The 22,474-nt window shown below is 67.2% G+C and carries 22 protein-coding genes and 1 pseudogene; 5 read left to right on the top strand and 18 right to left on the bottom strand.

Annotation, left to right across the window (positions count from 1 at the left end; translation table 11 throughout):
* Positions 1-70 precede the first annotated feature (70 nt).
* Entirely contained in the window at positions 71-634 is a 564-nt protein-coding gene (locus tag AL346_RS10175) for a nuclear transport factor 2 family protein (RefSeq protein ID WP_040404451.1), read from the top strand.
* A 346-nt stretch (positions 635-980) separates the two neighbouring features.
* Here AL346_RS10175 and AL346_RS10180 read toward each other — a convergent pair whose 3' ends face one another.
* Positions 981-1,289, bottom strand: coding sequence for a hypothetical protein (locus AL346_RS10180; protein WP_157672242.1), 309 nt, complete (start codon positions 1,287-1,289; stop codon positions 981-983).
* A gap of 13 nt (positions 1,290-1,302) precedes the next feature.
* Positions 1,303-4,572: pseudogene (locus tag AL346_RS10185) on the bottom strand (CheR family methyltransferase); the annotation flags it as partial.
* On the opposite strand from AL346_RS10185, the gene AL346_RS24600 reads away from it, so the two are divergent.
* Positions 4,486-5,352 carry a chemotaxis protein CheB gene (locus tag AL346_RS24600; RefSeq protein WP_019402279.1) on the top strand — a complete coding sequence of 289 codons (867 nt, stop codon included), beginning with the start codon at positions 4,486-4,488 and terminating at the stop codon, positions 5,350-5,352. The pseudogene AL346_RS10185 and the gene AL346_RS24600 overlap by 87 nt on opposite strands.
* Before the next feature lie 188 nt (positions 5,353-5,540).
* Here AL346_RS24600 and AL346_RS10195 read toward each other — a convergent pair whose 3' ends face one another.
* From AL346_RS10195 to AL346_RS10220, 7 genes are read right to left on the bottom strand one after another with little or no spacing between them, the layout of a single operon-like run.
* Positions 5,541-6,854, bottom strand: coding sequence for a TRAP transporter large permease (locus AL346_RS10195; RefSeq protein WP_019402278.1), 1,314 nt, complete (start codon positions 6,852-6,854; stop codon positions 5,541-5,543).
* Positions 6,841-7,398, bottom strand: coding sequence for a TRAP transporter small permease (locus AL346_RS10200; RefSeq protein WP_210168029.1), 558 nt, complete (start codon positions 7,396-7,398; stop codon positions 6,841-6,843). The genes AL346_RS10195 and AL346_RS10200 overlap by 14 nt, the downstream gene beginning before the upstream one ends.
* 29 nt (positions 7,399-7,427) lie before the next feature.
* The gene (locus AL346_RS10205; RefSeq protein ID WP_019402276.1) at positions 7,428-8,507 is read right to left on the bottom strand and encodes a C4-dicarboxylate TRAP transporter substrate-binding protein; all 1,080 of its coding nucleotides are present in this window, start codon (positions 8,505-8,507) and stop codon (positions 7,428-7,430) included.
* Positions 8,508-8,528: 21 nt separating this feature from the next.
* Positions 8,529-8,933: a YciI family protein gene (locus tag AL346_RS10210; RefSeq protein WP_019402275.1), complete on the bottom strand. Its 405-nt coding sequence runs from the start codon at positions 8,931-8,933 to the stop codon at positions 8,529-8,531.
* A 28-nt stretch (positions 8,934-8,961) separates the two neighbouring features.
* A complete protein-coding gene (locus AL346_RS10215; RefSeq protein ID WP_019402274.1) occupies positions 8,962-10,107 on the bottom strand; it encodes a CaiB/BaiF CoA-transferase family protein in 1,146 nt (381 codons plus the stop codon).
* 8 nt (positions 10,108-10,115) lie between these two features.
* Positions 10,116-10,262 carry a hypothetical protein gene (locus tag AL346_RS25935; RefSeq protein WP_371259735.1) on the bottom strand — a complete coding sequence of 49 codons (147 nt, stop codon included), beginning with the start codon at positions 10,260-10,262 and terminating at the stop codon, positions 10,116-10,118.
* A 5-nt stretch (positions 10,263-10,267) separates the two neighbouring features.
* A complete protein-coding gene (locus AL346_RS10220) occupies positions 10,268-10,924 on the bottom strand; it encodes a citryl-CoA lyase (RefSeq protein WP_371259736.1) in 657 nt (218 codons plus the stop codon).
* A 132-nt stretch (positions 10,925-11,056) separates the two neighbouring features.
* Here AL346_RS10220 and AL346_RS10225 point away from each other — a divergent pair, with 132 nt between their 5' ends.
* Together AL346_RS10225 and AL346_RS10230 are read left to right on the top strand one after the other, a co-directional pair.
* On the top strand, positions 11,057-11,920 hold the full coding sequence (locus AL346_RS10225) for a dioxygenase (RefSeq protein WP_019402272.1): 864 nt from the start codon (positions 11,057-11,059) through the stop codon (positions 11,918-11,920).
* A complete protein-coding gene (locus AL346_RS10230; protein WP_197286612.1) occupies positions 11,920-12,747 on the top strand; it encodes an IclR family transcriptional regulator C-terminal domain-containing protein in 828 nt (275 codons plus the stop codon). The genes AL346_RS10225 and AL346_RS10230 overlap by 1 nt, the downstream gene beginning before the upstream one ends.
* A gap of 21 nt (positions 12,748-12,768) precedes the next feature.
* Here the strand turns inward: AL346_RS10230 and AL346_RS10235 are convergent, their stop codons facing one another.
* From AL346_RS10235 to AL346_RS10275, 9 genes are read right to left on the bottom strand one after another with little or no spacing between them, the layout of a single operon-like run.
* Positions 12,769-13,209 carry a CoxG family protein gene (locus AL346_RS10235; protein ID WP_040404443.1) on the bottom strand — a complete coding sequence of 147 codons (441 nt, stop codon included), beginning with the start codon at positions 13,207-13,209 and terminating at the stop codon, positions 12,769-12,771.
* 17 nt (positions 13,210-13,226) lie between these two features.
* Positions 13,227-13,931, bottom strand: a complete 705-nt coding sequence (locus AL346_RS10240; RefSeq protein ID WP_019402269.1) for an ABC transporter ATP-binding protein — start codon at positions 13,929-13,931, stop codon at positions 13,227-13,229.
* Complete coding sequence (locus AL346_RS10245) at positions 13,924-14,679, bottom strand: ABC transporter ATP-binding protein (protein ID WP_019402268.1); 756 nt, start codon at positions 14,677-14,679, stop codon at positions 13,924-13,926. Before AL346_RS10245 ends, AL346_RS10240 begins: the two co-directional genes overlap by 8 nt.
* A complete protein-coding gene (locus AL346_RS10250; RefSeq protein ID WP_019402267.1) occupies positions 14,676-15,656 on the bottom strand; it encodes a branched-chain amino acid ABC transporter permease in 981 nt (326 codons plus the stop codon). The genes AL346_RS10245 and AL346_RS10250 overlap by 4 nt, the downstream gene beginning before the upstream one ends.
* A gap of 10 nt (positions 15,657-15,666) precedes the next feature.
* Positions 15,667-16,539, bottom strand: a complete 873-nt coding sequence (locus tag AL346_RS10255; RefSeq protein WP_019402266.1) for a branched-chain amino acid ABC transporter permease — start codon at positions 16,537-16,539, stop codon at positions 15,667-15,669.
* A gap of 34 nt (positions 16,540-16,573) precedes the next feature.
* Entirely contained in the window at positions 16,574-17,815 is a 1,242-nt protein-coding gene (locus tag AL346_RS10260) for an ABC transporter substrate-binding protein (RefSeq protein WP_026015145.1), read from the bottom strand.
* Positions 17,816-17,853: 38 nt separating this feature from the next.
* A complete protein-coding gene (locus AL346_RS10265; protein WP_019402264.1) occupies positions 17,854-20,229 on the bottom strand; it encodes a xanthine dehydrogenase family protein molybdopterin-binding subunit in 2,376 nt (791 codons plus the stop codon).
* Positions 20,226-20,732 (bottom strand): (2Fe-2S)-binding protein, encoded by a 507-nt coding sequence (locus AL346_RS10270; protein ID WP_156332853.1) that lies wholly within the window; start codon positions 20,730-20,732, stop codon positions 20,226-20,228. Before AL346_RS10270 ends, AL346_RS10265 begins: the two co-directional genes overlap by 4 nt.
* 2 nt (positions 20,733-20,734) lie before the next feature.
* On the bottom strand, positions 20,735-21,595 hold the full coding sequence (locus AL346_RS10275; RefSeq protein WP_019402262.1) for a xanthine dehydrogenase family protein subunit M: 861 nt from the start codon (positions 21,593-21,595) through the stop codon (positions 20,735-20,737).
* Between the two features lie 165 nt (positions 21,596-21,760).
* Here AL346_RS10275 and AL346_RS10280 point away from each other — a divergent pair, with 165 nt between their 5' ends.
* Positions 21,761-22,426: a TetR/AcrR family transcriptional regulator gene (locus AL346_RS10280; protein WP_019402261.1), complete on the top strand. Its 666-nt coding sequence runs from the start codon at positions 21,761-21,763 to the stop codon at positions 22,424-22,426.
* Positions 22,427-22,474 lie beyond the last annotated feature (48 nt).

Consider the following 22,474-nt stretch of genomic DNA (forward strand, 5'->3'; position numbering starts at 1 on the left):
CGGTCAGCGACGAGCAACTCATCTTCGACGGGGCTTCATGGCTCGCCGCATTGACGCAAAGGGGACCAACATGCGTATCGGTCTATTCTCGATCATCGCGGCCGCAACTATGGCGCTTGCATCGCCAACGGTGGCGCAGGCGCAATCGGGGACGGCCGCCCGGTGTTCAATCTCGGGCGCAACTTCGGTCCCAGAGCTCCACAAGGAATGGATCCTTGTCGGGTGGGACAAGCCGGTCGCCGGCCAATCCTGGGATTTTCGCGAGAAGCTCGGCAAGTACTACGACTGGGAAGCCAATGATATCGTGCTCTATGACGACATGTCTCCGGATTTCCGGATTGCTCGCTCGCCGGAGGAATACCGCGCGTTGTGGGAATCGTCGTTCCAGGCACTGCGCCGGGCCCACCACCTCGTCCTGAACGGCCCGGAGGCGATTGTCGGCGATGAGCTGTCGACGTCGACGCTGGAATTCGCGGCGCGCCTCGAGCCAGCCGAGGGCCAGCCGATCATCTCGGTTCGCGCGCGTTCGACGCTCGTATGGCGGTGCACCGGCGACGGGTGGAAGATCGTGCGCGAACACAACAGCACGCGCCGCATCACGCCTGAGGAATCCCGGCAGCTCTTCGGTTTCTGATGCGGGCGATTATCGATCACCTGGCAAAGGCGTTCTCCGACCGCGCCCCGTGGGCGCTGTGACCATCAGCTGAAGCTCCCTTGCTGAAGAAGCACCTCCACCGGATGCTGCAGCTGTCGTCCCGTTAGCCGTTCCACCTGGGAACGGCATGAGAACATGGCTTTCTCCGCTTGGCTTTACGGTTCTTTATACCGCGACTGCGGACTCGTGGAATGGCCGGGTATGGATTGTTGCCGCTGCGCTTTATCTGGCTTGCCTGCCTGCTTGTGTCGCCCCGCCAGGGCGCGGCAGCTCTCTTAGGCAGTCGGCGACGGAGCCGCCCGTTCCGGTCATTGCAAGGCTGCGTTCACCGCCCCGCCAGCGTTGCTAGAGTATCCACGATTGCGCGGGGTTGTGCCGGCTTTTGAATGATCTTTGGGTCATGCCAGGCCGCCAGGCGAGGGTCCGTCGCCACCTGACCGGTGTAGAAGCAAAAGGGCGTGCCATGGGCCGTCAGCCGATGGGCAAGTTCCGCCACCGTGCCGTCGGATACGCCGAAATCCAGGATGGCGACGTCGACGCGCGTGGTGTCGAGGGTCGACTGGGCCTCGCCGACGGATCGACAAAGGCCAACGACTTCCGCCCCCGCATCCACGATCACGGCCTCGAGGTCCATGAGGATGAAGGTATCATCCTCCACCACGAGGACCCGCACCCCCGCCAACGGACGGCTTTGGCTGTGCCCTGTCGGTCTCTCCATCGCGGGTCGCCTCGTGGAGCGCAACTTCGATCGTGCAAACGAAGCCGTCCGGGCGATACTCACGCTTGACTCGGGCATTCGGGATACCGCGCTCGATAAGGCTTGTCCCGAAGCCGATTCTCTCAGGAGCCGCGACGACAGGTCCGTTCCTCTCTTCCCACAACACCCGAAGACGTTTGGAGTTCCCCTCCAAGACGGTCCAGCTTACGTGAACTTTGCCTTCCGGCACGGAAAGCGCCCCATATTTCACCGCATTGGTAGCGAGTTCGTGCAAGACGAGACCGAATGGGGTCGCAAGATCAGCTCCCAACATGACCGGTTCGCCCTCGAGCGTCAGCCGTTCCGGATTATCCGACACGTGACCGGCAAGCTGGCTTTCTGCCAGCGCCCGGAAGTCCGCCCCGAGCCATTCCGACTGCACGAGCAGGCCATGGGCGCCCGCCAGAGCCTCGAGCCGGCCGCTGAACCGCTTCACGAACTCCTCCTGCGAGGGAGCGGCACGCAGTGTCTGTTGCGCGATCGACTGAACGACGGCGAGGGCATTCTTCACCCGATGCGTGAGTTCCCTGAGCAGGAGCTGCTGGCGGCGCTCCCATTCCTTGCGCTCGGTGATGTCGCGCGTGCTTTCCAGCACGAGCCGCCGGCCCTGCAGCGATTCCAGCTCGATATGACTCTCGACGACGATCTCCCGCCCCGTTTTGCTCGTATGCCTTACTTCGCCTGTCCAGGAGCCTTTTTCCGCCAGTTCCTTTCGCAAGGCCTCGAATGAGGAGCCCGGCACGACGGTCTTCAGCAGCCGTTCCTTGCGTTTTCCAATCGCCTCGTCGCGTGTGTAGCCGTAGAGTTCCTCACTGCCCCGGTTCCAGTCGACGATCCCGCCGTCAAAGTCCCAGACCATGATCGGCGCGCGGGACAGCTCGACAAGGGCTTTCTGCTGGCGCAGCTCCTGGCCGCTTGCCCGCAGCGCCTCTTCCACATGCCGCCTGTCGGTCACGTCCACGAACGTGATCACCACCCCGTCGATCTTGTCGTCGACGGTCCGGTACGGCCGCAGGCGGACATCGTACCAACGCCCGAGCCGGCTGTAGATTTCCCGGCGTATCGGCGCGAGGTCGGCCAGGACAGCGCGCGCATCCCGCACCAGATCGTCGTATTCGAGCTGGTGCGCGAAATCGGTGATAGGGCGTCCCTCGTCGTTCGGCGTGACACTGAAGAGTTCCGTCACCTGCTCGGTGAAACGCTTGATCCGCAGCGTGGAATCGAGAAACAGCGTGCCGAAGTCCGTGGCCGCCATCAGATTCTGCAGATCGCTGTGCGCCCGGGAGATCGCCTCCAGCTTGAGCTTGAGCTCGCTGTTCACCGTCTGCAGCTCTTCGTTGATCGACTGCAGCTCTTCCTTGCTGGTCTCCAGCTCCTCGGAGGTCGACCGGTATTCCTCGTTGATCGACTGCAGTTCCTCGTTGGCGGCGCGCAGCTCCTCGTTGGCCGCTTCCGATTCCTCGCGCACGGTCCTGAGCCGGGCCTGCGTCAGTTCCAGCTCCTCGGTGAGACGGCGCACCGTATCGTCGTTCGTCTGGTCGCCGGAGCCGGCAGCGGAACCGTCGCCGGCGGACTCTCCTTCGATGAACATGACCAGCGCCGTCCTCACCTCACGCTCGTTGCCGCCCGCGATCGGATGGACGTGGAGGATCACGCGGTGAACCGCGCCATTGAAACGGACCGGGATCGGCAGGCTGAGGGTCGACTGCTGCTGATCGAAGGCGCGGTGGAGCGCCGAACGCAGCTCGAAGCGGAGCTCCGGCCGCACCAGGTCCACCACGTCGCTGTTCACCGGCCCGCCCGAGGGCTGGACGAACCGGCCCGCATGCTCGGACAGATGGACCGCCTTGTGGTACTCGTCGACCAGCATGCTGGGCGGGGCAAGTCTCTCGATGGCGCGCCTGTGGGCCACAGCATCACTGAGCGCCGCGCCGGGGCCCGGGCTGCGCACCGCTGGCAGACCGTGTTCGCGCAGCGCATAGTTGCCGAGCAGGCGCGGGAGAAGGCGTGGCCGCTCTCCCCGCACGGACGAAGACTGGTAGATGCGCGCATTCCGGTCGACGATGCGGAACAGGCCCGGAGGATTGTCGGCGGATTCCGAAGAGCCGAGCAGCAGGAACCCGCCCGGATTGAGGGCGTAGTGGAGCGTGGTGCAGACCTGCTCCTGAAGCTCGCGATCGAGATAGATGAGCAGGTTGCGGCACGATATGAGGTCGACGCGCGAGAACGGCGGGTCCTTCAGCAGGTCGTGACTGGGGAACAGCACCATGTCGCGGACTTCCTGCCGCACCCTGTAACCCTCTTTCTCCCGCGTGAAAAAGCGCCGCAAGCGCTCCTCGTTGATATCCGCCTCGATGGCGGAGGGATACTGGCCTTCGCGGGCGAGGTTCAGGGCGCGTGCGTCCATGTCGGAAGCGAAGACCTGAACCGGAAGCCGCTCCTCGTGGCGTGCCGACTCCTCCAACAGAAGCATGGCAATCGAGTAGGCCTCTTCGCCGGTCGCACAGCCGGGCACCCAGATACGGATCGTCTCGTTTGCCTGCTTTGCACCGAAGAGTTGCGGAAGAACCTGGTCTTTCAGCGCATCGAAGGCCTCGCGGTCGCGGAAGAAGGTCGTGACCGAGATCAGCAGGTCGCTGAGCAGCGCCTGGGGCTCCTCCTCGTTGTCGCGAAGATATTCGTAGTATCGCCGCATATCCTCGGTCCTGGTGACCTGGATGCGGCGCGCGATCCGGCGGAGCACGGTCGAGCGCTTGTATTTCGAGAAATCGTGCCCGGTGCGGACCCGCAGATGAGCGAGCACCCGCCGGAGCAAATCCTCGTCGACATGGCCGCGATCGGCCAGATCACCGGCCTTCCTGTTGCGGATGAGATCGCCCAGCCTTCCGGCGAGTTCGCGCACCGGCAGCACCACGTCGGCGATGCCGGTTGCGATCGCGCTGCGCGGCATGGACGGATATTCCGCCTCGTGGGGATCCTGCACGAGGATGATCCCGCCAGCCTCCTTGACCTTGCGCACGCCGACCGCCCCGTCCGAACCCGCGCCCGAGAGAATGACGGCAAAGCCGTCGCCATGCTCGCCGAGGGACCGGAAGAACAGGTCTATCGGTGCGCGGTGGTTACGCGGCTCGGCGAATGTGGCGGCCGTAACGGCCATATCTTCATCGCGCCACCCGACCGCCATCTGCTGGTCGAGAACGACAGGCTGCTGCTCGGCGTCGGGCCGCGGGAGAACAACACGCGGCCGGCTCTCGATCCCATGTTGCGCTCGGTCGCCGTCTGCTGCGGATCGCGGTCGGTCGGGGTCGTGCTCACCGGAACGCTCGGCGATGGCGCATCGGGTCTTTGGGCCGTCAGCCGGTGTGGCGGCGTGAGCATCGTGCAGCATCCCGACGACGCGGCCTTTCCCGATATGCCGGAAAATGCCCTGCGCATGATCGAGCCCGACCACGTCGCCAGGCTGAAGGACATGGCGGCGCTCATCGAGAACATCGTCCATCAGCCGGCGGGCGGTCAGGTCAGGATTCCCGAAGAGATCAAGCTCGAGGTTGAGATAGCAAAGGGGGGACGCGCCAACATGGACAACATGGACCGTATCGGCCGGCGATCCTTGCTGGCCTGCCCCGACTGCCACGGCGTGATGTGGGAGATCGACGAGGGCGGGCTCACGCGGTATCGCTGTCATGTCGGCCATACCTATACCGCCGAACTGATGGACATCGCCGTCGACGAGAACCTGCATCGCGCGCTCGCAAGTGCGCTGCGTGCGCTGGAGGAGAAGGTGGTCCTGGCACGCAAGCTCCAGAAGCAGGCGGCCGAGCACGGCCATCATCTCATGCAGAATATCTGGACCGAGCGTATCCGCGACTATGAACACGAGCTCACGGTCGTTCGTGACGCGGTCCGACGGATGGAGGAGGTCGCAAGGGGGCCGGGATAGCCGGGGGCCCCGCCGCCCTGCCGCTCCTGCACCGTGCACAGGCTCGGGAAGAGCTTGCCCCGGTCATCCGATCGCAGGACATCATCGGCGTTAATGGCGACTGGAACCGGGACCGCCTAGCTGATCTGGCGGGCGGGATGCTGCAGCCGAGGAGGGGGGGGAGGTCTCCGGGCCGGAGTTCGTGCGTCTCAGAGCCGGGCAAGCCAGGTGGCGAGCGGCGGGAACAGGATGATCAGCACGAGCGTGAACAGCATCGCGGCGAGGAAGGGCATGGCCCCGCGGAAGATCTCGCCGACCTTGAGGTCGGCATCCCCCATCGCCGACTTGATCGTGTAGACGGAGAGCCCGAACGGTGGTGTCAGAAGCCCCATCTCGACCGCGAGCACCGTGATGACGCCGAACCAGATGGGATCGAGCCCGATGGCCTTGGCGACGGGGACCGCGATCGGCAGGAGGATCAGCATGATCGATATCGAATCGATCAGGCAGCCGAGCAGCAGCACGAGCACGATATAGGCGACGAGAAATCCGTAGGGGCCGACGGGGCCTTCGAGAAAGAACGCCGCCAGCGCCTGGGGCATGCCGGAAAGCGCGAGCATGCGGGAGAAGAAGCTCGCCGCCAGGATGAGGAAGAGGACCGAGACGGTGATCTGCCCGGTCTCCACCAGCAGGTTCCAGAAGGAGCGGCGGTCGAGCGACTTGCGCAGCACGGCGATGACGAGTGCGCCGAAGGCGCCGGCGGCGCCCGCTTCGGTCGGGTTGAAGAAGCCGCCGTAAAGGCCGCCGAGAACGAGGCCGATCAGCAGCGCGATCGGAATGACCTTGCGCACCAGGCCTCCGGTACCAATTGCGTCATGGCCTGCCGTGTCGGCGCTGCCCGAGAACACGAAAGGCCTGCGGGTATGGGCCAGCAGCAGGATCGTTGCGGTGAAAGCGAGCGCCAGGACGATGCCGGGGCCGACGCCTGCCAGGAACATGCGCCCGACGGATTCCTCCGCCAGCACCGCATAGACGATGAAGAGCAGCGACGGCGGGATCAGCATGCCCAGCACGGACGAGCCGGCGACCACGCCCGTGGCGAAGGCGCGCGTATAGCCGTGCCGTCTCATCTCCGGCACCGCCACGCGTGCGAAGACCGTTGCCGAGGCGATGGAAATGCCGGTGATCGCGGCAAAGACGGCATTGGCGAACACGGTCGCCACGCCGAGCCCGGCCGTCAGGCGGCGCAGGAGGCGCTGGAAGACGTCGAAGGTGTCGCGGCCGACGCCGGAGGTGGTGACGAGCAATCCCATCAGGACGAACAAAGGCACGACGGCGAAGAGATATTCCTCGAGTGAATCGTTCGCCACCTGCCCGAGCATCCGCATCGCCACCACGTCGTTGCGGATGAGGCCGACACCGATGAAGGAGACGAGGAGCATGCCCACGCCGATGGGCATGCCCACGGCGATCAGCACGACGAGCGCGCCGATGGCCAGCGAGCCGATTTCAGCCGGGCTCATGGGTGTCGATCCTTCCCGTGACGGCATCGAGCAGATGCCTGAGCGCCGCCGACGCGAACGCGAGCGCGGCAACCGCCATGCCGATCATGATGAGCGCCCGGAAGGGCCAGGTCGGCAATGTGCCGAGGCCTGGGGTGCCGATGAAATCGCCGGATGCGACGTCCTTCGCCAGGATGCCGGCGGTGGCCCAGGCGATCATGCCCATCATCGCCGCGCCCGTGAGGGCGAAGGCCGCCTTCAGGGCCGCCGCCGCTCGCGGTGCGTGACGCGACAGAACCAGCATGACGACCTCCACCTGCGGCAGCCGATCGGCCCGGATGGCCGAGGCGAGCTGCAGGGCCACGATCAGGACGACGAGAAGCGCGCCGATTTCCGACACCAGCGGCAGGGACGCGCCGAAGACGTTCCTGAACACGATGTCGGCGCAGATGATGACCATCAGGATGCCGATGAGGCAGGTCGCCAGCGCCGCAAGGCCATCGACGACGAAGGCCCAGCAGCGCCGCAGCCAATCCGGACGGGCCGCCGACGCCGGCGCGCTCATGCTGGAGGACGAGGCTTTCATGTCGCGGCCTAGAGGCCTTCGTCCCAGTTGCGGGACGGCTCGACGCCCCGGGCGCGCAGCGCGCCCATGTATTCCTTGACGAAGGCGTTGGCGGGAACACCCTGACCCTCGAGCTTGGCAGCCCACTCGGCCGCCAGGTTGGGCAGCATGTCGACCCATTTCTGGCGCTCCTCGGCCGGCATCGGAATGATCGTCACCGGAGGGGACTGCCGGGCGCCGAGCTCCACCATCTTGTTCAACGCGTCCTCGTGGAGCCGCACCATGTCCTCGCCATGGCTGACCGTGTAGTACTTGCCGGCCTCGATCATGGCGTTGCGGACCTCGTCGGGCAGGCGATCCCAGCTGTCCTTGTTGATGGCGATGGCGCCAGAGAACGCGGCGGCCGCATCGAAGCGGCTGATATAGGGCGCGACCTCGTAGAGCTTGATCGGCAGGGCGCCGAGCGCCAGCGTCAGGACGCCGTCGGAGACGCCGGTCTGGATGTCCGTGTAGAAGGTGGTCAGCGCGCCGTCGACGGCATTCGCCCCCGTGCCGCGCAGCCAGTTGCCCAGCACGCCCGGCGCCGACAGCTTCATGCCACGGATGTCGCCGATGCCGGTGAGGGGCTTCTTCGTATAGATGTCATAGAGGTCGGTCGCCGTCAGGCCGAGCACCTTCAGATTGTGGTTCTCCCACTCCTTGCGGAAGGCCTCGTTGCTTTCGAGCAGCGTCTCCATCACCTCGAGCAGGACCGGCACGTTCGTGACGGTGAAGGGCGTGTTCGTCGACACCTGGCTCAGCGGCAGTTGCGCCGGCTCGAGGAAGGAGAACACCCAGCCGATGTCCGTCACCCCTTCCTCCACCGAGGACAGGGTCGCATTGGCCTTGTAGAGCTGGCCGCCGAAGGCCTCGTTCCAGCGGATCTTGTACTTGCCGCCCTTGGCCAGGATCTCGTCGGTCCTTGCCATGAAGTGCGTCTTGATCATTCCCACCCAGGGAACGACCGTCGGATGGCTCGAGGCGATGGTGAGGGATATGGTCTCCTGCGCCGTTGCCGCGGCGGGCAAGGCGAGGAATGCGGCCAAGATCGGGCCCAAGAGCTTTTTCATGTTTTCCTCCCCTGGAAGCGACTAGGAAATGCTGAATTTCCCCTTCGAGAAGTCGAGCCGGACGGTCAGCGATCCCTCGTTGACCATCCAGGGCCTGACCGTGAAGCTGCGGGCGCCCGCCTTGTGCATCGGGTCTTCTGCCGCGATAGCGACCGCCTCCTGACGCGAGGCGGCGCGGATGATGACGAGGCCTTCGCCCCTCCAGCTCTGCTCGTCATCGGTCCAGATCGGCCCGGCGGCGAACATGATGCCCTTCCGCTCCAGCTCGACCTGGAAGGCGAGGTGGGCCTCCATATGCGCGAAGACCGCCGCGAGGCCGTTCGTAGGTGTGGTGGCGATGGCGTAGAGCTGCTTTTGCAGCATCCCCCTGCTGGCCTCCATCACGTCGGCGACAGGGACCGAATCCGGGCCGGCTGCATCGCTCATGTCTCTTCCTCCGGGTTGCAGCGCTGCGTCAGCCGGCCCTTCTGCGGGCGATCTCGGCGCGGATCTCCGGGCCGTGCTCGTCGAGCATCGGCGGCGGCAGGACGTCGAGTTCCGGGGTGCCGTCGAAGTTGTACGGGGCGCGCACGGTGGTGAAGGTGCCCATCTGCGGGTGCTCGACCGAGACCTTGATGTGCAGGTGCACCGCCTGCGGATCCTCGAGCGCCTCGTCGGCATCATAGGCTGGCGCGTAGGGCACTTCGGCCTCCTCCAGCAGGCGGCACCACTCTGCGCGCGGCCTAGCCTTGAAGACGGGGGTGAAATGCTCGATCAGCTCGTCCTGGTGGCGGATGCGAGCGAGCCGCTCGCAGAAGCGCGGATCCTCCTGCAGCTGCTCCTGCCCCGTCGCCTTGAGCAGCCCCTCCCAGAACTTGGTCGGCGACGAGAGATGGAAGGCGATCCATTTCCCGTCCGCGCATTCGAATGTGTAGGACTGCGACACCACGGGGCGTGACAGCGGTCCCATGACCTCGCCGACGGAGAAATAGTGCGTGAAGCTGTCGAGGTTGAAATGCGCCATGGCCTCCAGCATGGAGATGTCGACGCGCCGGCCCTTGCCGGTCTTCGTGCGTTCCAGCAGGGCGGCGACGACGGCCATGGCGGCATATTGGCCGGTCACCGCGTCGGCGATCGCCGGTCCGATGACGCGCGGCTTCACCGGCGGGGTGAGCAGGCGCAGATAGCCGCTCGCGGCCTGCGCGACGCTGTCGTAGACCGGCCGGTCGCGGGCCGGCCCGGACGTGCCGAAGCCGGAGATCGCGCAATAGATGAGCGACGGCTTGATCTTGCGCAGGTCCCGCTCGCCGACGCCGAGCTTCTCGGCGACGCCCGGGCGGAAGTTCTGGATGAAGACGTCGGCCGTGGCGACGAGCTCGCGCAGCACTTCGAGATCGCCGGGCGCCTGCGTGTCGAGGGCGATCGACCGCTTGTTGCGGTTGTAGGTCTGGAAGTGCGGCGAATAGAGCCCGCCCTTGAAGGCTCGGAAGGGATCGCCCGTTCCCGGCCGCTCCACCTTGATGACATCGGCGCCGAGGTCTGCGAGATGCATGCCGGCCGCCGGCCCGGTGATATAGGTGCCGAGCTCGACGACGCGCACGTCCTTGAGGATCTTGACCATCCCTGCCGTCACCCCTTCTTGCTGTCGCGGCGCGGCATGGCGCCGTCGTAGCCGATGGCGAGGTCGGCCTTGTGCGACATGATGAAACCGATCGGCCGCTGCGATTCCTCATAGAGATGGGCCGAGAGCCCGGCGGTGCGCGCCAGGAGCGGCACGGCTTTCAGCGCCTCGACGGGCCAGCCGGCATCGAGGATCGTCGCCGGGATGGCCCTGAGACGTTGACGGGCAGCGGCCGCCCGTAGATGTCCGGCGCATGCCGGGCGAGAAGGCGGAGTGCCCGGCAGTACGGCCCGGAAACGCCGAGCTCGTCGGCAATGGCGAGAAGGCGGTCGGCACGCGGGTCGCCGGCGCTGTGCTGGGGGTGGCCGAGGCCGGGCACCTTCTCCCGCCGGGCCTTCAACTCTCCGAGGCTGGCGATCGCCGCAGCCTCGATCTCCGTCCCGTCGGCCTGCGCCCTGGCGATGACGGCGGCAAGAAAACGCCCGGCCGCCTCGGAGCTTCCCGCCACGACGCTGCCCATGCCGAGGAGCCCGGCGGCCATCGCGCCCTGCCAGGCCTCGGGCCCGGCGGCGAGCGTCATCCGTGCCGCCTGCACCGAGGGCACCAGCCCGTGCTCGGCGATGGCGACAAGGCAGGCGTCCATCATTTTGGCCTGGGCGCGGGTCGGACGCCGGCCCAGCACCAGCAGCCAGAAATAGTCCGTGAAACCGATCCGTCCGATCAGGTCCTCGCACAGATCCTCGCCGCGGACGGTGATCGTTTCCGCATCCGAGGTGGCGATCGCCGTCAGGGCGTTGTCCTGTTTGCCGATCCGCATGCCGCCTCTTTTTCGCTATACGAAATGTTTTTCGCTTGTCGAAATAATGCGGAGCGATTACCGTCCCGTCAAGATAAAAGACCGGCACAGGGTCTTGGGACCGTCGGCCGGTCGGTTGGAGCGGAGGAAAACGTGCGCGATATCAATCAGTTCACGATCACGCAGGCGGTGAAGGAGTCCTTCCGGACCGAGCCCGGCAGCCGTTTCGAGGCCTTGCTGCACGGTCTGCTCGATCACCTCCACGACTATACGCGCGAGATGAACCTCACCCATGAGGAATGGATCGGGGTGCTCAACTTCCTCTACGACTGCGGGCGTATCTCGACGCCGGAGCGGCACGAGTTCATCCTGCTCTCCGACGTGCTCGGCTTTTCCGCCCTGGTGGACATGATCAACACGCGCGGCGGCGCCACCGAGGGCTCCAACCTCGGGCCCTTCTATCTCGACAATGCCCCGCGCATGGCGCTCGGCGCCGATCTCGGCAAGGACCGCCAGGGCGCCAAGGTGCTCGTATATGGCAAGGTGACGGACATCCTGCACAAGCCGCTGCCGGGGGCGATCGTCGACACGTGGCAGGCCGATTCCTCCGGCACCTATCCCATCCAGGAACAGGAGCACGGGCAGGACAAGTACGACCTGCGCGGCGTCTTCACCACCGACGATCAGGGCCGCTACTACTACACGACGGTGTTGCCGAAGCCCTATACCGTCCCCTATGACGGCCCGGTGGGCAGGCTGCTGCGCGCCGGCAACCGTCACGCCTGGCGCGCGGCCCATCTGCACTACATCGTGCGTGCGCCCGGCATGCGCGCCATCACCACCGAGGTCTTCTTCGAGAATACCGAATATCTCGATGCGGACGCGGTCTTCGGCGTGCGCCGGTCGCTGGTGGCGAAGGTCCGGCCGGCGAGGGAGGTGGAGGCCCTGGGCTTCACGCTTGACGCAAAGCCGGATGCGATCATCGAATTCGATTTCGTGCTCGCACCGGAAGGTTGATGGGGATGTCATTGTCGCCCGACACCGACGCCAGGGAGGACCGGCCGTCCGAATTCGTGGAGGCGCTCGCCAAGGGGCTGGCCATTCTCGAAACCTTCGACGAGAACCACCCGGACATGACGCTGAGCGAGGTTGCCAAGCGGGTCGGCCTGTCGCCGGCCGCGGCGCGCCGCAGCCTCCTCACGCTCAAGGCGCTCGGCTACGTCGGCCAGGAGGGCAAGCGCTTCCACCTGCGCCCGAAGATCATGGCGCTGGGCTCCTCCTTCTACTTCTCGGCACGCATCGAGGAGGTCCTGCTGCCGGACCTGCGCTCGCTCGTCGAGCGGTTCGGCGACGCGTCGTCGGTCGCCACGCTGGACGGCCATTCCGTCATCTATGTCGCGCATCACTCGCGCCAGCGGGCGCGCCGCGCCGCTGCGGTCGCCGGCGCCGTCTATCCGGCCTTCGCGACCTCCATGGGCCGGGTACTGGTTGCCGCCAAGCCGGACGACGAGCTCGCCGACTGGCTCGACCGGCTGGAGCCCGTGCCGCTCACCTCCAAGACCTGCCTCGACAAGGCGCGCCTGCGTGACGAGCTGATGCAGGTGCGTGCCAACGGCTATGCCACGACGGTGGACCAGCTCGACTACGGCATCACCGCTCTCGCCGTTGCGGTGCGGGACACCGAAGGCAATACGATCGCCGCGCTGAACACGTCCGGCTATACCGGCCTCGTCACCCCCGAACAGCTGGTGGCGGAGCGGCTGCCGGAATTGAGGGCCATCGCTTCTCACATCGCGAGCCAGCTCAGCCGCTATCCCGTGCTGGCGACCATGCTGCGCAGCTGATCCGGCGAACAGCCGGTCGCCTCAGGAGGTGAGCCGGCCCGCGAAGGCGCCGAAGAACTGTTCCGCCAGCTTGCGCGAGGTCGCCTGGACGAGCCTGCTGCCGAGCGCCGCGAGCTTGCCGCCGATCTCCGCCTTGGCGTCGTAGGTCAGGAGCGTCCCGGCGCCGTCCTCGCTCAGGCGCATCTCGGAGCTGCCCTTGGCGAAGCCCGCGATGCCGCCGTTGCCCTGGCCGACGATGCGGCAGCCGTTCGGCGCGTCGATGTCGTGCAGCTCGACGGTGCCGGCGAAGGTCGCCGAGACGGGGCCGATCTTGAGCTGGACTTTGGCGGCGAAGGTGGTCGGCGAGGTCTGCTCCAGCTCCTTGCAGCCGGGAATGCAGGCCTTCAGCGTCTCGGCATCGAAGAGCGCATGCCAGACGGCCTCGCGCGACGCCGCGATGCGGTGTTCGCCGGTGATGTCCATGGTGGTCTCCCCGCCGTTCAGACGGCGCAATAGCGTTCCTGGATGGCCTTGTCGGCGAGCAGCGCGGCGGCACTGCTGCGATGGACGACCTCGCCCTGGTCGATGATGACGGCGCGGTCGGCGAGCTTGAGCGCCCATTCGACGTTCTGCTCGACGAGCAGCAGCGTCGTGCCTTCGTCGCGCAGGCGGCGGAACAGCACCCCCATTTCCTCGACGAGGATGGGCATGATGCCTTCCGACGGCTCGTCGAGCAGGATCATCCTGGGCCTGGCGATCATGGCACGCGCGATGGCCAGCATCTGCTGCTCGCCGCCCGACATGGTCACGCCCTGCTGGTCGAGCCGCTCCTTCAGCCGCGGAAAGCTCCTGGCGATCTCGTCGATCGCCTGCCGCTCGTCGATCGTGCCGTCGCTCGCGACGAGCCCGAGCTGCAGGTTCTCGCGCACCGTGAGCCCCGGCACGATGCGCCGCTCCTCCGGCACGTAGGCGAGGCCTAGGCCGAAGCGGGCATGGGCGGGCAGCGGCAGGAGCTCGGCGTCCGCGAAGCGCACGGAGCCGGTCGCCTTCGGCATCAGCCCCATGACGGCGCGGATCGTCGAGGTCTTGCCGGCGCCGTTGCGGCCGACGAGCGCGACGATCTCGCCGGGCTGGACGCTGAGCGAGATGCCGTGCAGTACATGGCTCGCCCCATACCAGGCGTTCAGCCCCTCGATCTCAAGCATAGCCATCGTTCTGCCCCAGATAGACGCGGCGGACCTCCGGGTCCGACTGGATCTGCTGCGGGCTGCCGTCGGCGATGAGCCGGCCGTGATGCAGCACCAGGATGCGATCGCTCAGCCCCAGGATCATCTTCATCTTGTGCTCGACGAGCAGGATGGTGCGCTCGGCCGCGAGCTTCTCGATAAGCGCGATCATCTCCTTCGTTTCCTCAGGGCCCATGCCGGCGGTGGGCTCGTCGAGGAGAAGGAGTTCCGGATCGGCGACGAGCGCGATCGCGATCTCCAGCGCCCGCTGCTGGCCGTGGGCGAGGAACTTGGCCGTGGCGCTGCCGCGGTGGGTGAGCCCGACGGCGGCGAGCGCCGCCGCGGCCCTGTCGTCGAGCTCGGTCAGCGCCGCCCGGTCGCGCCAGATGTCGTAGCGCGAGCGGAAGGCCTGCGCGGCGACGCGGACGTTCTCGTGGACGGAGAGTTCGGGAAAGATGTTGGTGATCTGGTAGGACCGGGCGATGCCCAGATGCGCGAAGCGGTGCTGGGGCGTGCCGGCGAGATCCCGGCCCTTGAAGCGCATCGTGCCGGTCGAGGGCGGCAGCACGCCGGAGAGCACGTTGAAGAACGTGCTCTTGCCGGCGCCGTTCGGGCCGATGACGGCGGTGACCTTGTTGGGCGCGAAGCTGGCGGTGACGCCCTCGAGGGCGACGAAGCCGCCGAAGCGCCGGCCGATGTTCTCGACGGCAAGCAGGGGCGCGTTCATCGGCCGGCCCCCCGGGCCATGAGCGTGCCCCAGATGCCCTTGGGCAGGAACAGCACGAAGAGGATGAAGACCGAGCCGACCACGATCTGCCAGTGCGGCGTCCACAATGACACCACGTCTTCCATGAGCAGGAAGGCGAAGGCGCCGACGAAGGGGCCGAAGAAGCTGCCGGCGCCGCCGAGCAGCGTCATCATCACGATCATGCCCGAAGTGTGGTAGTGCAGGATGTCGAGCGGCACGATGGCGAGATGCAGCGCGAACAGCGTGCCCGCCAGCGCGCAGATCAGCCCCGACAGCGTGAAGGAGATGAGCTTCGTGCGCTCGACGTCGTAGCCGCAGGCGCGGGCGCGGGTCTCGTTCTCGCGGATCGCCTCGATCACCGAGCCGAAGGGCGAGTTGAGGATGCGCGAGACGAACCACAGGGCCGCCGCGGCGAAGACCATGATGACGTAGTACTTCTTGACGGGGTCGAGGAAGTCGACCGTCCAGCCGAAGAGATTGAGCTCGCTGACGGTGAAGCCCCGCAGCCCGTTCTCGCCGCCGGTCCAGGACGAGGCCTGCAGGGCGATGTAGTAGACGAGCTGCGAGAGCGCGAGCGTGACCATCGAGAAATAGATGCCGCGCGTGCGGATGGACAGAAGGCCGATGACGAAGGCGAGCGCGCCGCCGGCGGCCACGCCGAGCGCCAGCGCCGCGAACCACGGAACGTCGAACCGGCCGATGGCGATGCCGGTGACATAGGCGCCCGCGCCGAAGAAGGCAGCATGGCCGAAGGACAGGAGCCCCGTATAGCCGAACAGCAGGTTGTAGCCGACGGCCACCAGCCCGTAGACCAGCACGTTCACCGCGAGCGCCTCGGACGGCAGGATCCAGGGCAGCAGGCACAGGGCCAGGATCGAGAGTGGCACGCGCCGGGCAGCCAGGCGCGCCCTCAGGGGACGAGGGCCGGCGTCGAGGGATTGGGCGGAGAGGGTCATCGGGTTCTCCTCAGGCGCGGCCCGGCTTGCCGAACAGGCCTTGCGGACGCACCAGCAGCACGAGCGCCATCAGGGCGAACATCACGATCGTCGCCATCTCCGGCGCGAAGAGCGCGGTCATGCTGATGGCGACGCCGACGACGAGCCCGGCGACCACCGCCCCGACGAGCGAGCCCATGCCGCCGATCACGGTGACGACGAAGGCCTCCGCCAGCACGAGCGAGCCCATCTCGGGATTGACGTTGCGCATCGGTGCGGCGAGCACGCCACCGAGCGCCGTCAGGCCGACGCCGAGCCCGAAGACGAGCAGCCAGACCCGGGCGATGTCGACGCCGAGCACGCGCATGATCAGCGGATCGCGCGCGCCGGCGCGCACGATGAGGCCGAACCGCGTCTTCTCGAGGCACAGCCAGACGAGGATGAGCACGGCGGCGACGACGCCGACCACGAAGAGGCGATAGATCGGGAAGAAGCCGATGCCGAGATCGGCGACGCCAGCGAGCTCGGGCGGCGTCGGGAAGGGGATGCCGTCGCTGCCGAAGACGATGCGCACCGCCTCGACGAGCACATAGCCGAGCCCGAAGGTCAGCAGCAGCGGATCGTCGATCGAGCGGCGGTAGAGCGGGCGGATCAGGACCCGCTCGATCGCCATCCCGAAGAGCCCGATGGCGACCGGGGCCACCAGCAGCCCCCACCAGAAGCTGCCGGTCAGCGAGGCCACCCACAGGCCGGCATAGGCGCCGACCATGAACAATGCGCCGTGGGCGAAGTTCACCACGCCCAGCATGCCGAAGATGATCGACAGGCCGAGCGCGACCATGATCAGGATGGCGCCGAGCGCAACGCCCGAGAAGAGCTGCATGGCGACGAGTTCGGCGTCCATCGCAAGGCCTCCGTGAGAGGGGTCCGGTGCGCGATCAGGCCGGCAGGCCCAGTTCGGAGCAGCTCCGCAGGATCGATTCCGAGGCGGGCTCGGTCGCCATGACCCGGAAGAAATCGGCTTCGCTGCCCATGTCGGCCTTCTTCTTCGATTCCAGCACCAGGACCGATTGCACCGACTGGTGGTCGCATTTGCGGTAGCGCTGCGGCCCCTTGGCGATGTCGTATTGCAGCTCCTCGAGCGCGGCGATGACCTTGTCCGTGTCCGTGCCGCCGGCCTTCTCCATGGCGAGCAGCAGCGAATAGACGCCGGTGAAGCCATAGGCGCCGTAATCGGTCGGGATGGCGCCGCCGTTGGCGGCGCGGAAGGCGTCGTTGAAGGACCTGGCCGAGGGAATGGTCTCTTCCAGCCCCCAATAGTAGTTGGCGCCACCGATGACGCCCTCGAAGGCCTCGGGGCCGATGGCGAGGCGCTGGTTGTGCAGCAGCACCGGCACGACGATCTGCATCTGCTGCTTCATGCCGAAATCGACCGCCTGCTTGATGGCATTGGCCTGGTCGCGGCCGAAGTTGCAGATGCACAGGATGTCCGGCCGCATGGAGCGCAGGCGCGGCATGAAGGTGGAATAGTCGGCGGCGCCGAAGGGGTGCAGGATCTCGCCCACGCCGGTCGCGCCGAGCGCGGCTTCCGCGCGCTTGAAGCCGCGCAGCATCTCGTGGCCGTAGGCATAGTCGGCGACGAGATAGGCGACCTTCGTGCCCTGCTTGAACGTATGCTTGGCGACCGCGGCCGTCGTCATGTGCGGGTTGAGCGCCTCGTGGAAGGTGAAGCGGCTGAAATCCTTGACCTCGTTGATGGTGTCGGACTGGCTGATGGAGACGTAGATCACGCCGCGGGCGCGTGTGACCTCGTTGACCGCGAGCTGGACGGCGCTCGACAGCGCGCCGACGATCGCGTGGACCTTGTCCTTCTCGATGAGCTCGAGCGTCCGCGTCGCCGCCTCGCCGGCGTTGAGCTTGTCGTCGCGCACCAGGAGCTCGACCTTGCGGCCGGCGATGCCGCCCTTGTCGTTGACGAGTTTGACCGCCAGTTCCGCGCTCTTGACCTGGTCCTTGGCCTCGGCGGCAAAGGGCCCGGTCAGGGGCGTCGGAAAACCGATGCGGATGGTTTCCCCCTGCGCCCGGGCGACCCAGGGCATGGCGAGGAGCGCTGTGCCCGCCGACAGGCCCGCGAGCACGTCGCGACGGGAGGTTCCTGAATTCCCCTGCTTGCTGCTCATGATCTCGTCTCCTCCATCCTCTGTCTTCTTGTCGTTGTTCATATGCGGCCGAGCGCCTTGAGCAGGCGCGCGGGTGTCATCGGGATCTGTGCGATCGAGGTACCGAAGGGCGCCAGCGCGTCGTTGACGGCATTGAGGGCGGCGGCGGAGGCGGCGGCGGTGCCGGCCTCGCCGCAGCCCTTGGCGCCGAGAACGGTATCGGCCGTCGGTGTCTCGACATGGCCGATCTCGATATCGGGCATCTCGCAGGCCATCGGCACGAGATAATCGGCGAGCGAGCCGTTGGTGAGCTGGCCGCCGTCGTTGTAGAGGCACTCCTCGAAGAAGGCGGCGCCGAGCCCCTGGACCACCCCGCCACGCATCTGCTCGTCGACGAGGAGCGGGTTGATGATGCGCCCGCAGTCCTCGACCACCCAGTGCTTCAGGATCTTGACGAAACCCGTCTCGGCGTCGAGCTCGACGTGGCAGCCCTGGATGCCGTTGGTAAAGGCGAAGGGGTAGCCCTGCGGCGCGTAGTGATGGGCGACGGAGAGCTGGGCGCTCGCGTCCGGCGGCAGGATATCGGAGCGGAAATAGGCGATGCGGGCGATCTCGGCGAGGCTGATGCGCTCGGCGCCGGTCACGGCATCGACGACGATGCCGTCCTGCAGCGTCAGGGTCTCCGGCTTCGCCTGCAGGATCGTCGCCGCCAGCGCGAGGATGTTCGCCCGCAGGCGGCGGGCCGCCTGCAGCGCCGTCTCGCCGCCGATGCCGGCGCCTCGGCAGGCCCAGGTGGCGCCGCCGTGCGGCGTGACCTCAGTGTCGCCGGTCACGACCTGAACCCGCTCGCAGGGGATGCCGAGATGGTCGGCCACGATCTGGCCGATGATCGTCTCGGTGCCCTGTCCCTGCTCGGTGACGGAGATGAGGCAGCGCACCTCGCCCGAGGGCGTCACCTTCACGATCGCCCCGTCCTGGGCCGAGATGCGTGCGCCGCCGATGCCGTAGAAGGCCGGGCTCGGATTGGAGATCTCGACGAAGGTCGCGATGCCGATGCCCCGGTGGATGCCGCGCGCGCGCAGCGCCGCCTGCTCGTCGCGCAGCCGCTCGTAGTCCATCATGGTCTTCAGCCGGGCAAGGCACTGCTGGTGCGACAGGGCCTCGAACCTGAAGCCCGTCGGCGACTCGCACGGATAGGCGTCATCGGGAATGAGGTTGCGCGCGCGGATCGCCGCCGGATCGAGGCCGACCTTCGCCGCCGCCATGTCGACCAGCCGCTCGGTCACGGCGCAGGCGATCGGGTGGCCGACGGCGCGGTACTGGCTCGTCTGCACCTTGTTCTGGAAGACGACGGACAGCTCCGCGCGATAATTGCGCAGGCGATAGGGCGCGCCGATCAGCCGGATGACCTGGTTGCCCTCGACGGCGCTGGTGCGCGGATAGGTCGAGAAGGGGCCGATGGCGGTCACGTCCTCGACGTCCATGGCGAGGATGGTGCCCGCGTCGTCGAGCGCCATGCGGGCGCGCACCCTGTGATCGCGGGCGTGGATGTCGGACACGAAGGATTCGATGCGGTCGGCGACGAACTTGACGGGGCGGCCGGTCAGCATGCTGAGGCCCACCACCGCCATGTCCTCGTGGTAGACGTGCAGCTTCATGCCGAAGGAGCCGCCGATATCCGGCGCGATCACGCGCACGCGCGCCTCCGGGATGCCGTAGTGGCGCGAATAGAGGTCCTGGAACTGGTAGGGCGTCTGCGTCGCGTGGTGAACCGTGAGGCGTCCCTCGCTGCGGTCGTAGTCGGCGACGATGGCACGCGGCTCCAGCGTCACGGCGGTATGCCGCCCGAAATGGAATTCCTCCTCCACCACATGGGCCGCGCCCGCGAAGATCGTGTCGATCCCGCCGGTATCGAGCCGGCTGTGGAAGCACAGGTTGTTCTCGAGGCCGGCGGCGGCGCGGTCGGCGCCGGGTGCGCGTGCCAGATCGATATCGACGACTGCCGGCAGCTCCTCGAATTCGATGACGATGGCCTCGACCGCATCCTCCGCCTCGGCGCGGCTGTCGGCGACCACCGCGACGACGGCCTGGCCCGCCCACAGCACCTCCTCGAGCGGCAGGGGCAGCTGCGGCACCGACGTCATCCCCTTGAAATGATCGAGGGTGCCCGTCCACGGCTTGCAGAGCTTGGCGAGATCGGCCCCGGTTGCGACGAGCCGCACCCCCGGCATGGCGCGCGCCGCGTCAACGTCGATCGCGACGATCCGCGCATGGGCATAGGGGCTGCGGAGGAAGGCCGCGTGCAGCATGCGCGGCAGGACGAGGTCGGTGACGTAGCGCCCGCGCCCCGCCAGCAGGCGCTTGGCGTTCGGCCGCGAGACCGAGCGGCCGATGTAGGAGTTCGGCCGGTCGAGGGCGCTGAGGGGCCTGTTCATGCCGGCTCCTCCGCGAAGGGGAGGGCGGCCTCGCCGGCGGCGCGACGGCGGGCCACCGTCTCGATGGCGTCGACGATCGCCTCGTAGCCGGTGCAGCGGCAGTAGTTGCCGGAGAGCGCGTCGCGGATCTCCTCGCGGCTCGGCATCGCCTTGCGTGCGAGCAGACCCTCGGCCGAGATCAGCATGCCCGGCGTGCAGAAGCCGCACTGCAGCGCGTTGCGCTCATGGAAGGCGCGCTGCAGATCGGCGAGTGCCGCGCTCCCGGTCAGCCCTTCGACCGTCTCGACCCGCGTGCCGTCCGCCTGCACAGCAAACATCAGGCAGGCATGGGCGGGCAGCCCGTCGAGCATGACGAGGCAGGCGCCGCAGACGCCCATCTCGCAACCGGTATGGGTGCCGGTGAGCTCGAGGTCGCGGCGCAGGAAATCGGCGAGGGTCTCGCGCGGCTCGACGAGGCGGGTGAGTGTTTCGCCGTTCACCGTCAGCGTGATGGCAACAGGCATGCTCACGGACCCTCCGCGATACGGCCGAGCAGGCGGCCGATGAGAACGCGCGCCAGATGCAGCCGCATGGCCGCCGGCACCTGTTCGTCGTCGGGCGGATCCAGATCCTGCGACAGGGCCGCCTGGGCGAGCCGGATCGCCTCGCCGTCGAGACGCCGGCCGGTGAGGGCCGCCTCCGCAGCAAGCGCGCGGATCGGTGTCGGTCCGACCGAGAAGAAGGCGATGCGGGCGCTTTCGACCTCGCGCGCGGGCGCCGTCAGCATGACGCCGCAACCGACAAGGGCATAATCCCCGCGCCGGCGGGCGATTTCGTCGAACGCGCAGCGATGCTGCGGGCCCGCTGCGGGAACGTGCAGCGCCACGAGGAGTTCGCCGGGTTCGAGCGCGGTCTGGTAGAGATCCTGGAAGAATTCGTCGGCCGGCACGCGCCGGGTGCCCTGCAGGCCGGCAATCTCCATTTCCGCTCCCATCGCCAGCATCATCGCCGGGAATTCGGAAGCCGGATCGGCCAGGGCGACACTGCCGCCGAGCGTGCCGCGGTTGCGGATGGCGGGATGGGCGACATGGGGAGCCGCCAGGGCGAGCAGCGGCGCGTGGGCGGCGATGAGCGGGTGGTCGTGCGCCTCGGCATGGCGCGTCAGCGCGCCGAGCCGCAGCCAGCCGTCGCGCAGGTCGATGCCGCGCAGGTCGGGGATATGGGCGATGTCGATCAGCCGCTCGGGCGCCTGCAGACGCAGGGCGAGCGCCGGCACGAGGCTCTGCCCGCCGGCGATGTAGCTCGCGTCCCCTCCGGCTTCCGCAAAGGCGGCGAGCGCCTCCGCGACCGTGGTCGGGCGGATGTAATCGAAGGCTCGGGCTTTCAAGGCGCCGAACTCCCCTGGGTGCGTTTCCGTTCCAGATTTGTGACCATCTGGTCTCAAAATAAGGGCACGGGCGGCGAGGCGCGTCAAGCGAAAATAACCAAATGGTCACAAATTTGCCCCACCAGCACATCGCGCTATAGTCGCCGGGGCATGACGAGGACGAGAATGACGACGACGGACGTTGCGGTGGAGAAGCGCCCGCGGCGGCGCAACATGCGGGCGCCGGAGCGCGAGCAGGCGATCCTCAACGAGGCGATCCGCTTCTTCGCCGAGCACGGCTTCGAGGGCCAGACCCGCGAGCTCGCCAAGCGCATGGGCATCACGCATTCGGCGATCTATCGGCATTTTCCGAGCAAGGAGGCGCTGATCGAGCGCGTCTACGAGCAGGTCTACCTCAACCGCTGGCAGGCATCCTGGGGGCCGCTGATCAAGGACCGGTCACGGCCGCTGGAAGCCCGCCTCATGCAGTTCTACGAGGAATACGCGGCCCGGGTCTTCGACTATGACTGGGTCCGGATCTTCGTCTTTTCGGGACTGCGCCCCTTCTACATCACCAGCCGCTATCTCGACATCGTGCGTCGCGAGATCATCGAGCCGGCCTGTGTCGAGCTGCGTCACGAGCTCGGCCTGCCGGGCCCGGTGGAGCGTCCCGTCGAGGAGCGTGAGACGGAGATGTTCTGGGGGCTCCACGGCCGCATCTTCTACATCGCGATCCGGCGCTACGTGTACCAGACGCCGACGCCCGACCGTCTGGACGACGTCATCCGCGACGCGGTACGGGGGTTTTTCGTCGGTGCCCGGGCGCTGGTCCCGGAAGTGGTCGGCGATTGACCGGAGCCGATCCCGTCACGCGCCTTCCACGCCTTGCGGCCCTCGCCA

The sequence above is a fragment of the Chelatococcus sp. CO-6 genome (assembly GCF_001271345.1).
Classification (GTDB): Bacteria; Pseudomonadota; Alphaproteobacteria; order Rhizobiales; family Beijerinckiaceae; genus Chelatococcus_A; species Chelatococcus_A caeni.

Excerpts from the sequence above, each read along its gene's own strand:
- AL346_RS10280 (WP_019402261.1), top strand. The coding sequence starts at position 21,761 with ATGACGACGACGGACGTTGCGGTGGAGAAGCGCCCGCGGCGGCGCAAC.
- AL346_RS10235 (WP_040404443.1), bottom strand. The coding sequence starts at position 13,209 with ATGGACATCACCGGCGAACACCGCATCGCGGCGTCGCGCGAGGCCGTC.
- AL346_RS10270 (WP_156332853.1), bottom strand. The coding sequence starts at position 20,732 with ATGCCTGTTGCCATCACGCTGACGGTGAACGGCGAAACACTCACCCGC.
- AL346_RS10265 (WP_019402264.1), bottom strand. The coding sequence starts at position 20,229 with ATGAACAGGCCCCTCAGCGCCCTCGACCGGCCGAACTCCTACATCGGC.
- AL346_RS10230 (WP_197286612.1), top strand. The coding sequence starts at position 11,920 with ATGGGGATGTCATTGTCGCCCGACACCGACGCCAGGGAGGACCGGCCG.
- AL346_RS10240 (WP_019402269.1), bottom strand. The coding sequence starts at position 13,931 with ATGCTTGAGATCGAGGGGCTGAACGCCTGGTATGGGGCGAGCCATGTA.
- AL346_RS10215 (WP_019402274.1), bottom strand. The coding sequence starts at position 10,107 with ATGGTCAAGATCCTCAAGGACGTGCGCGTCGTCGAGCTCGGCACCTAT.
- AL346_RS10205 (WP_019402276.1), bottom strand. The coding sequence starts at position 8,507 with ATGAAAAAGCTCTTGGGCCCGATCTTGGCCGCATTCCTCGCCTTGCCC.
- AL346_RS10200 (WP_210168029.1), bottom strand. The coding sequence starts at position 7,398 with ATGAGCGCGCCGGCGTCGGCGGCCCGTCCGGATTGGCTGCGGCGCTGC.
- AL346_RS10180 (WP_157672242.1), bottom strand. The coding sequence starts at position 1,289 with ATGGACCTCGAGGCCGTGATCGTGGATGCGGGGGCGGAAGTCGTTGGC.
- AL346_RS10255 (WP_019402266.1), bottom strand. The coding sequence starts at position 16,539 with ATGGACGCCGAACTCGTCGCCATGCAGCTCTTCTCGGGCGTTGCGCTC.
- AL346_RS10245 (WP_019402268.1), bottom strand. The coding sequence starts at position 14,679 with ATGAACGCGCCCCTGCTTGCCGTCGAGAACATCGGCCGGCGCTTCGGC.
- AL346_RS10250 (WP_019402267.1), bottom strand. The coding sequence starts at position 15,656 with ATGACCCTCTCCGCCCAATCCCTCGACGCCGGCCCTCGTCCCCTGAGG.
- AL346_RS10220 (WP_371259736.1), bottom strand. The coding sequence starts at position 10,924 with ATGCGGATCGGCAAACAGGACAACGCCCTGACGGCGATCGCCACCTCG.
- AL346_RS10195 (WP_019402278.1), bottom strand. The coding sequence starts at position 6,854 with ATGAGCCCGGCTGAAATCGGCTCGCTGGCCATCGGCGCGCTCGTCGTG.
- AL346_RS10260 (WP_026015145.1), bottom strand. The coding sequence starts at position 17,815 with ATGAGCAGCAAGCAGGGGAATTCAGGAACCTCCCGTCGCGACGTGCTC.
- AL346_RS24600 (WP_019402279.1), top strand. The coding sequence starts at position 4,486 with ATGCTCGCCGAGGGACCGGAAGAACAGGTCTATCGGTGCGCGGTGGTT.
- AL346_RS10175 (WP_040404451.1), top strand. The coding sequence starts at position 71 with ATGCGTATCGGTCTATTCTCGATCATCGCGGCCGCAACTATGGCGCTT.
- AL346_RS10210 (WP_019402275.1), bottom strand. The coding sequence starts at position 8,933 with ATGAGCGATGCAGCCGGCCCGGATTCGGTCCCTGTCGCCGACGTGATG.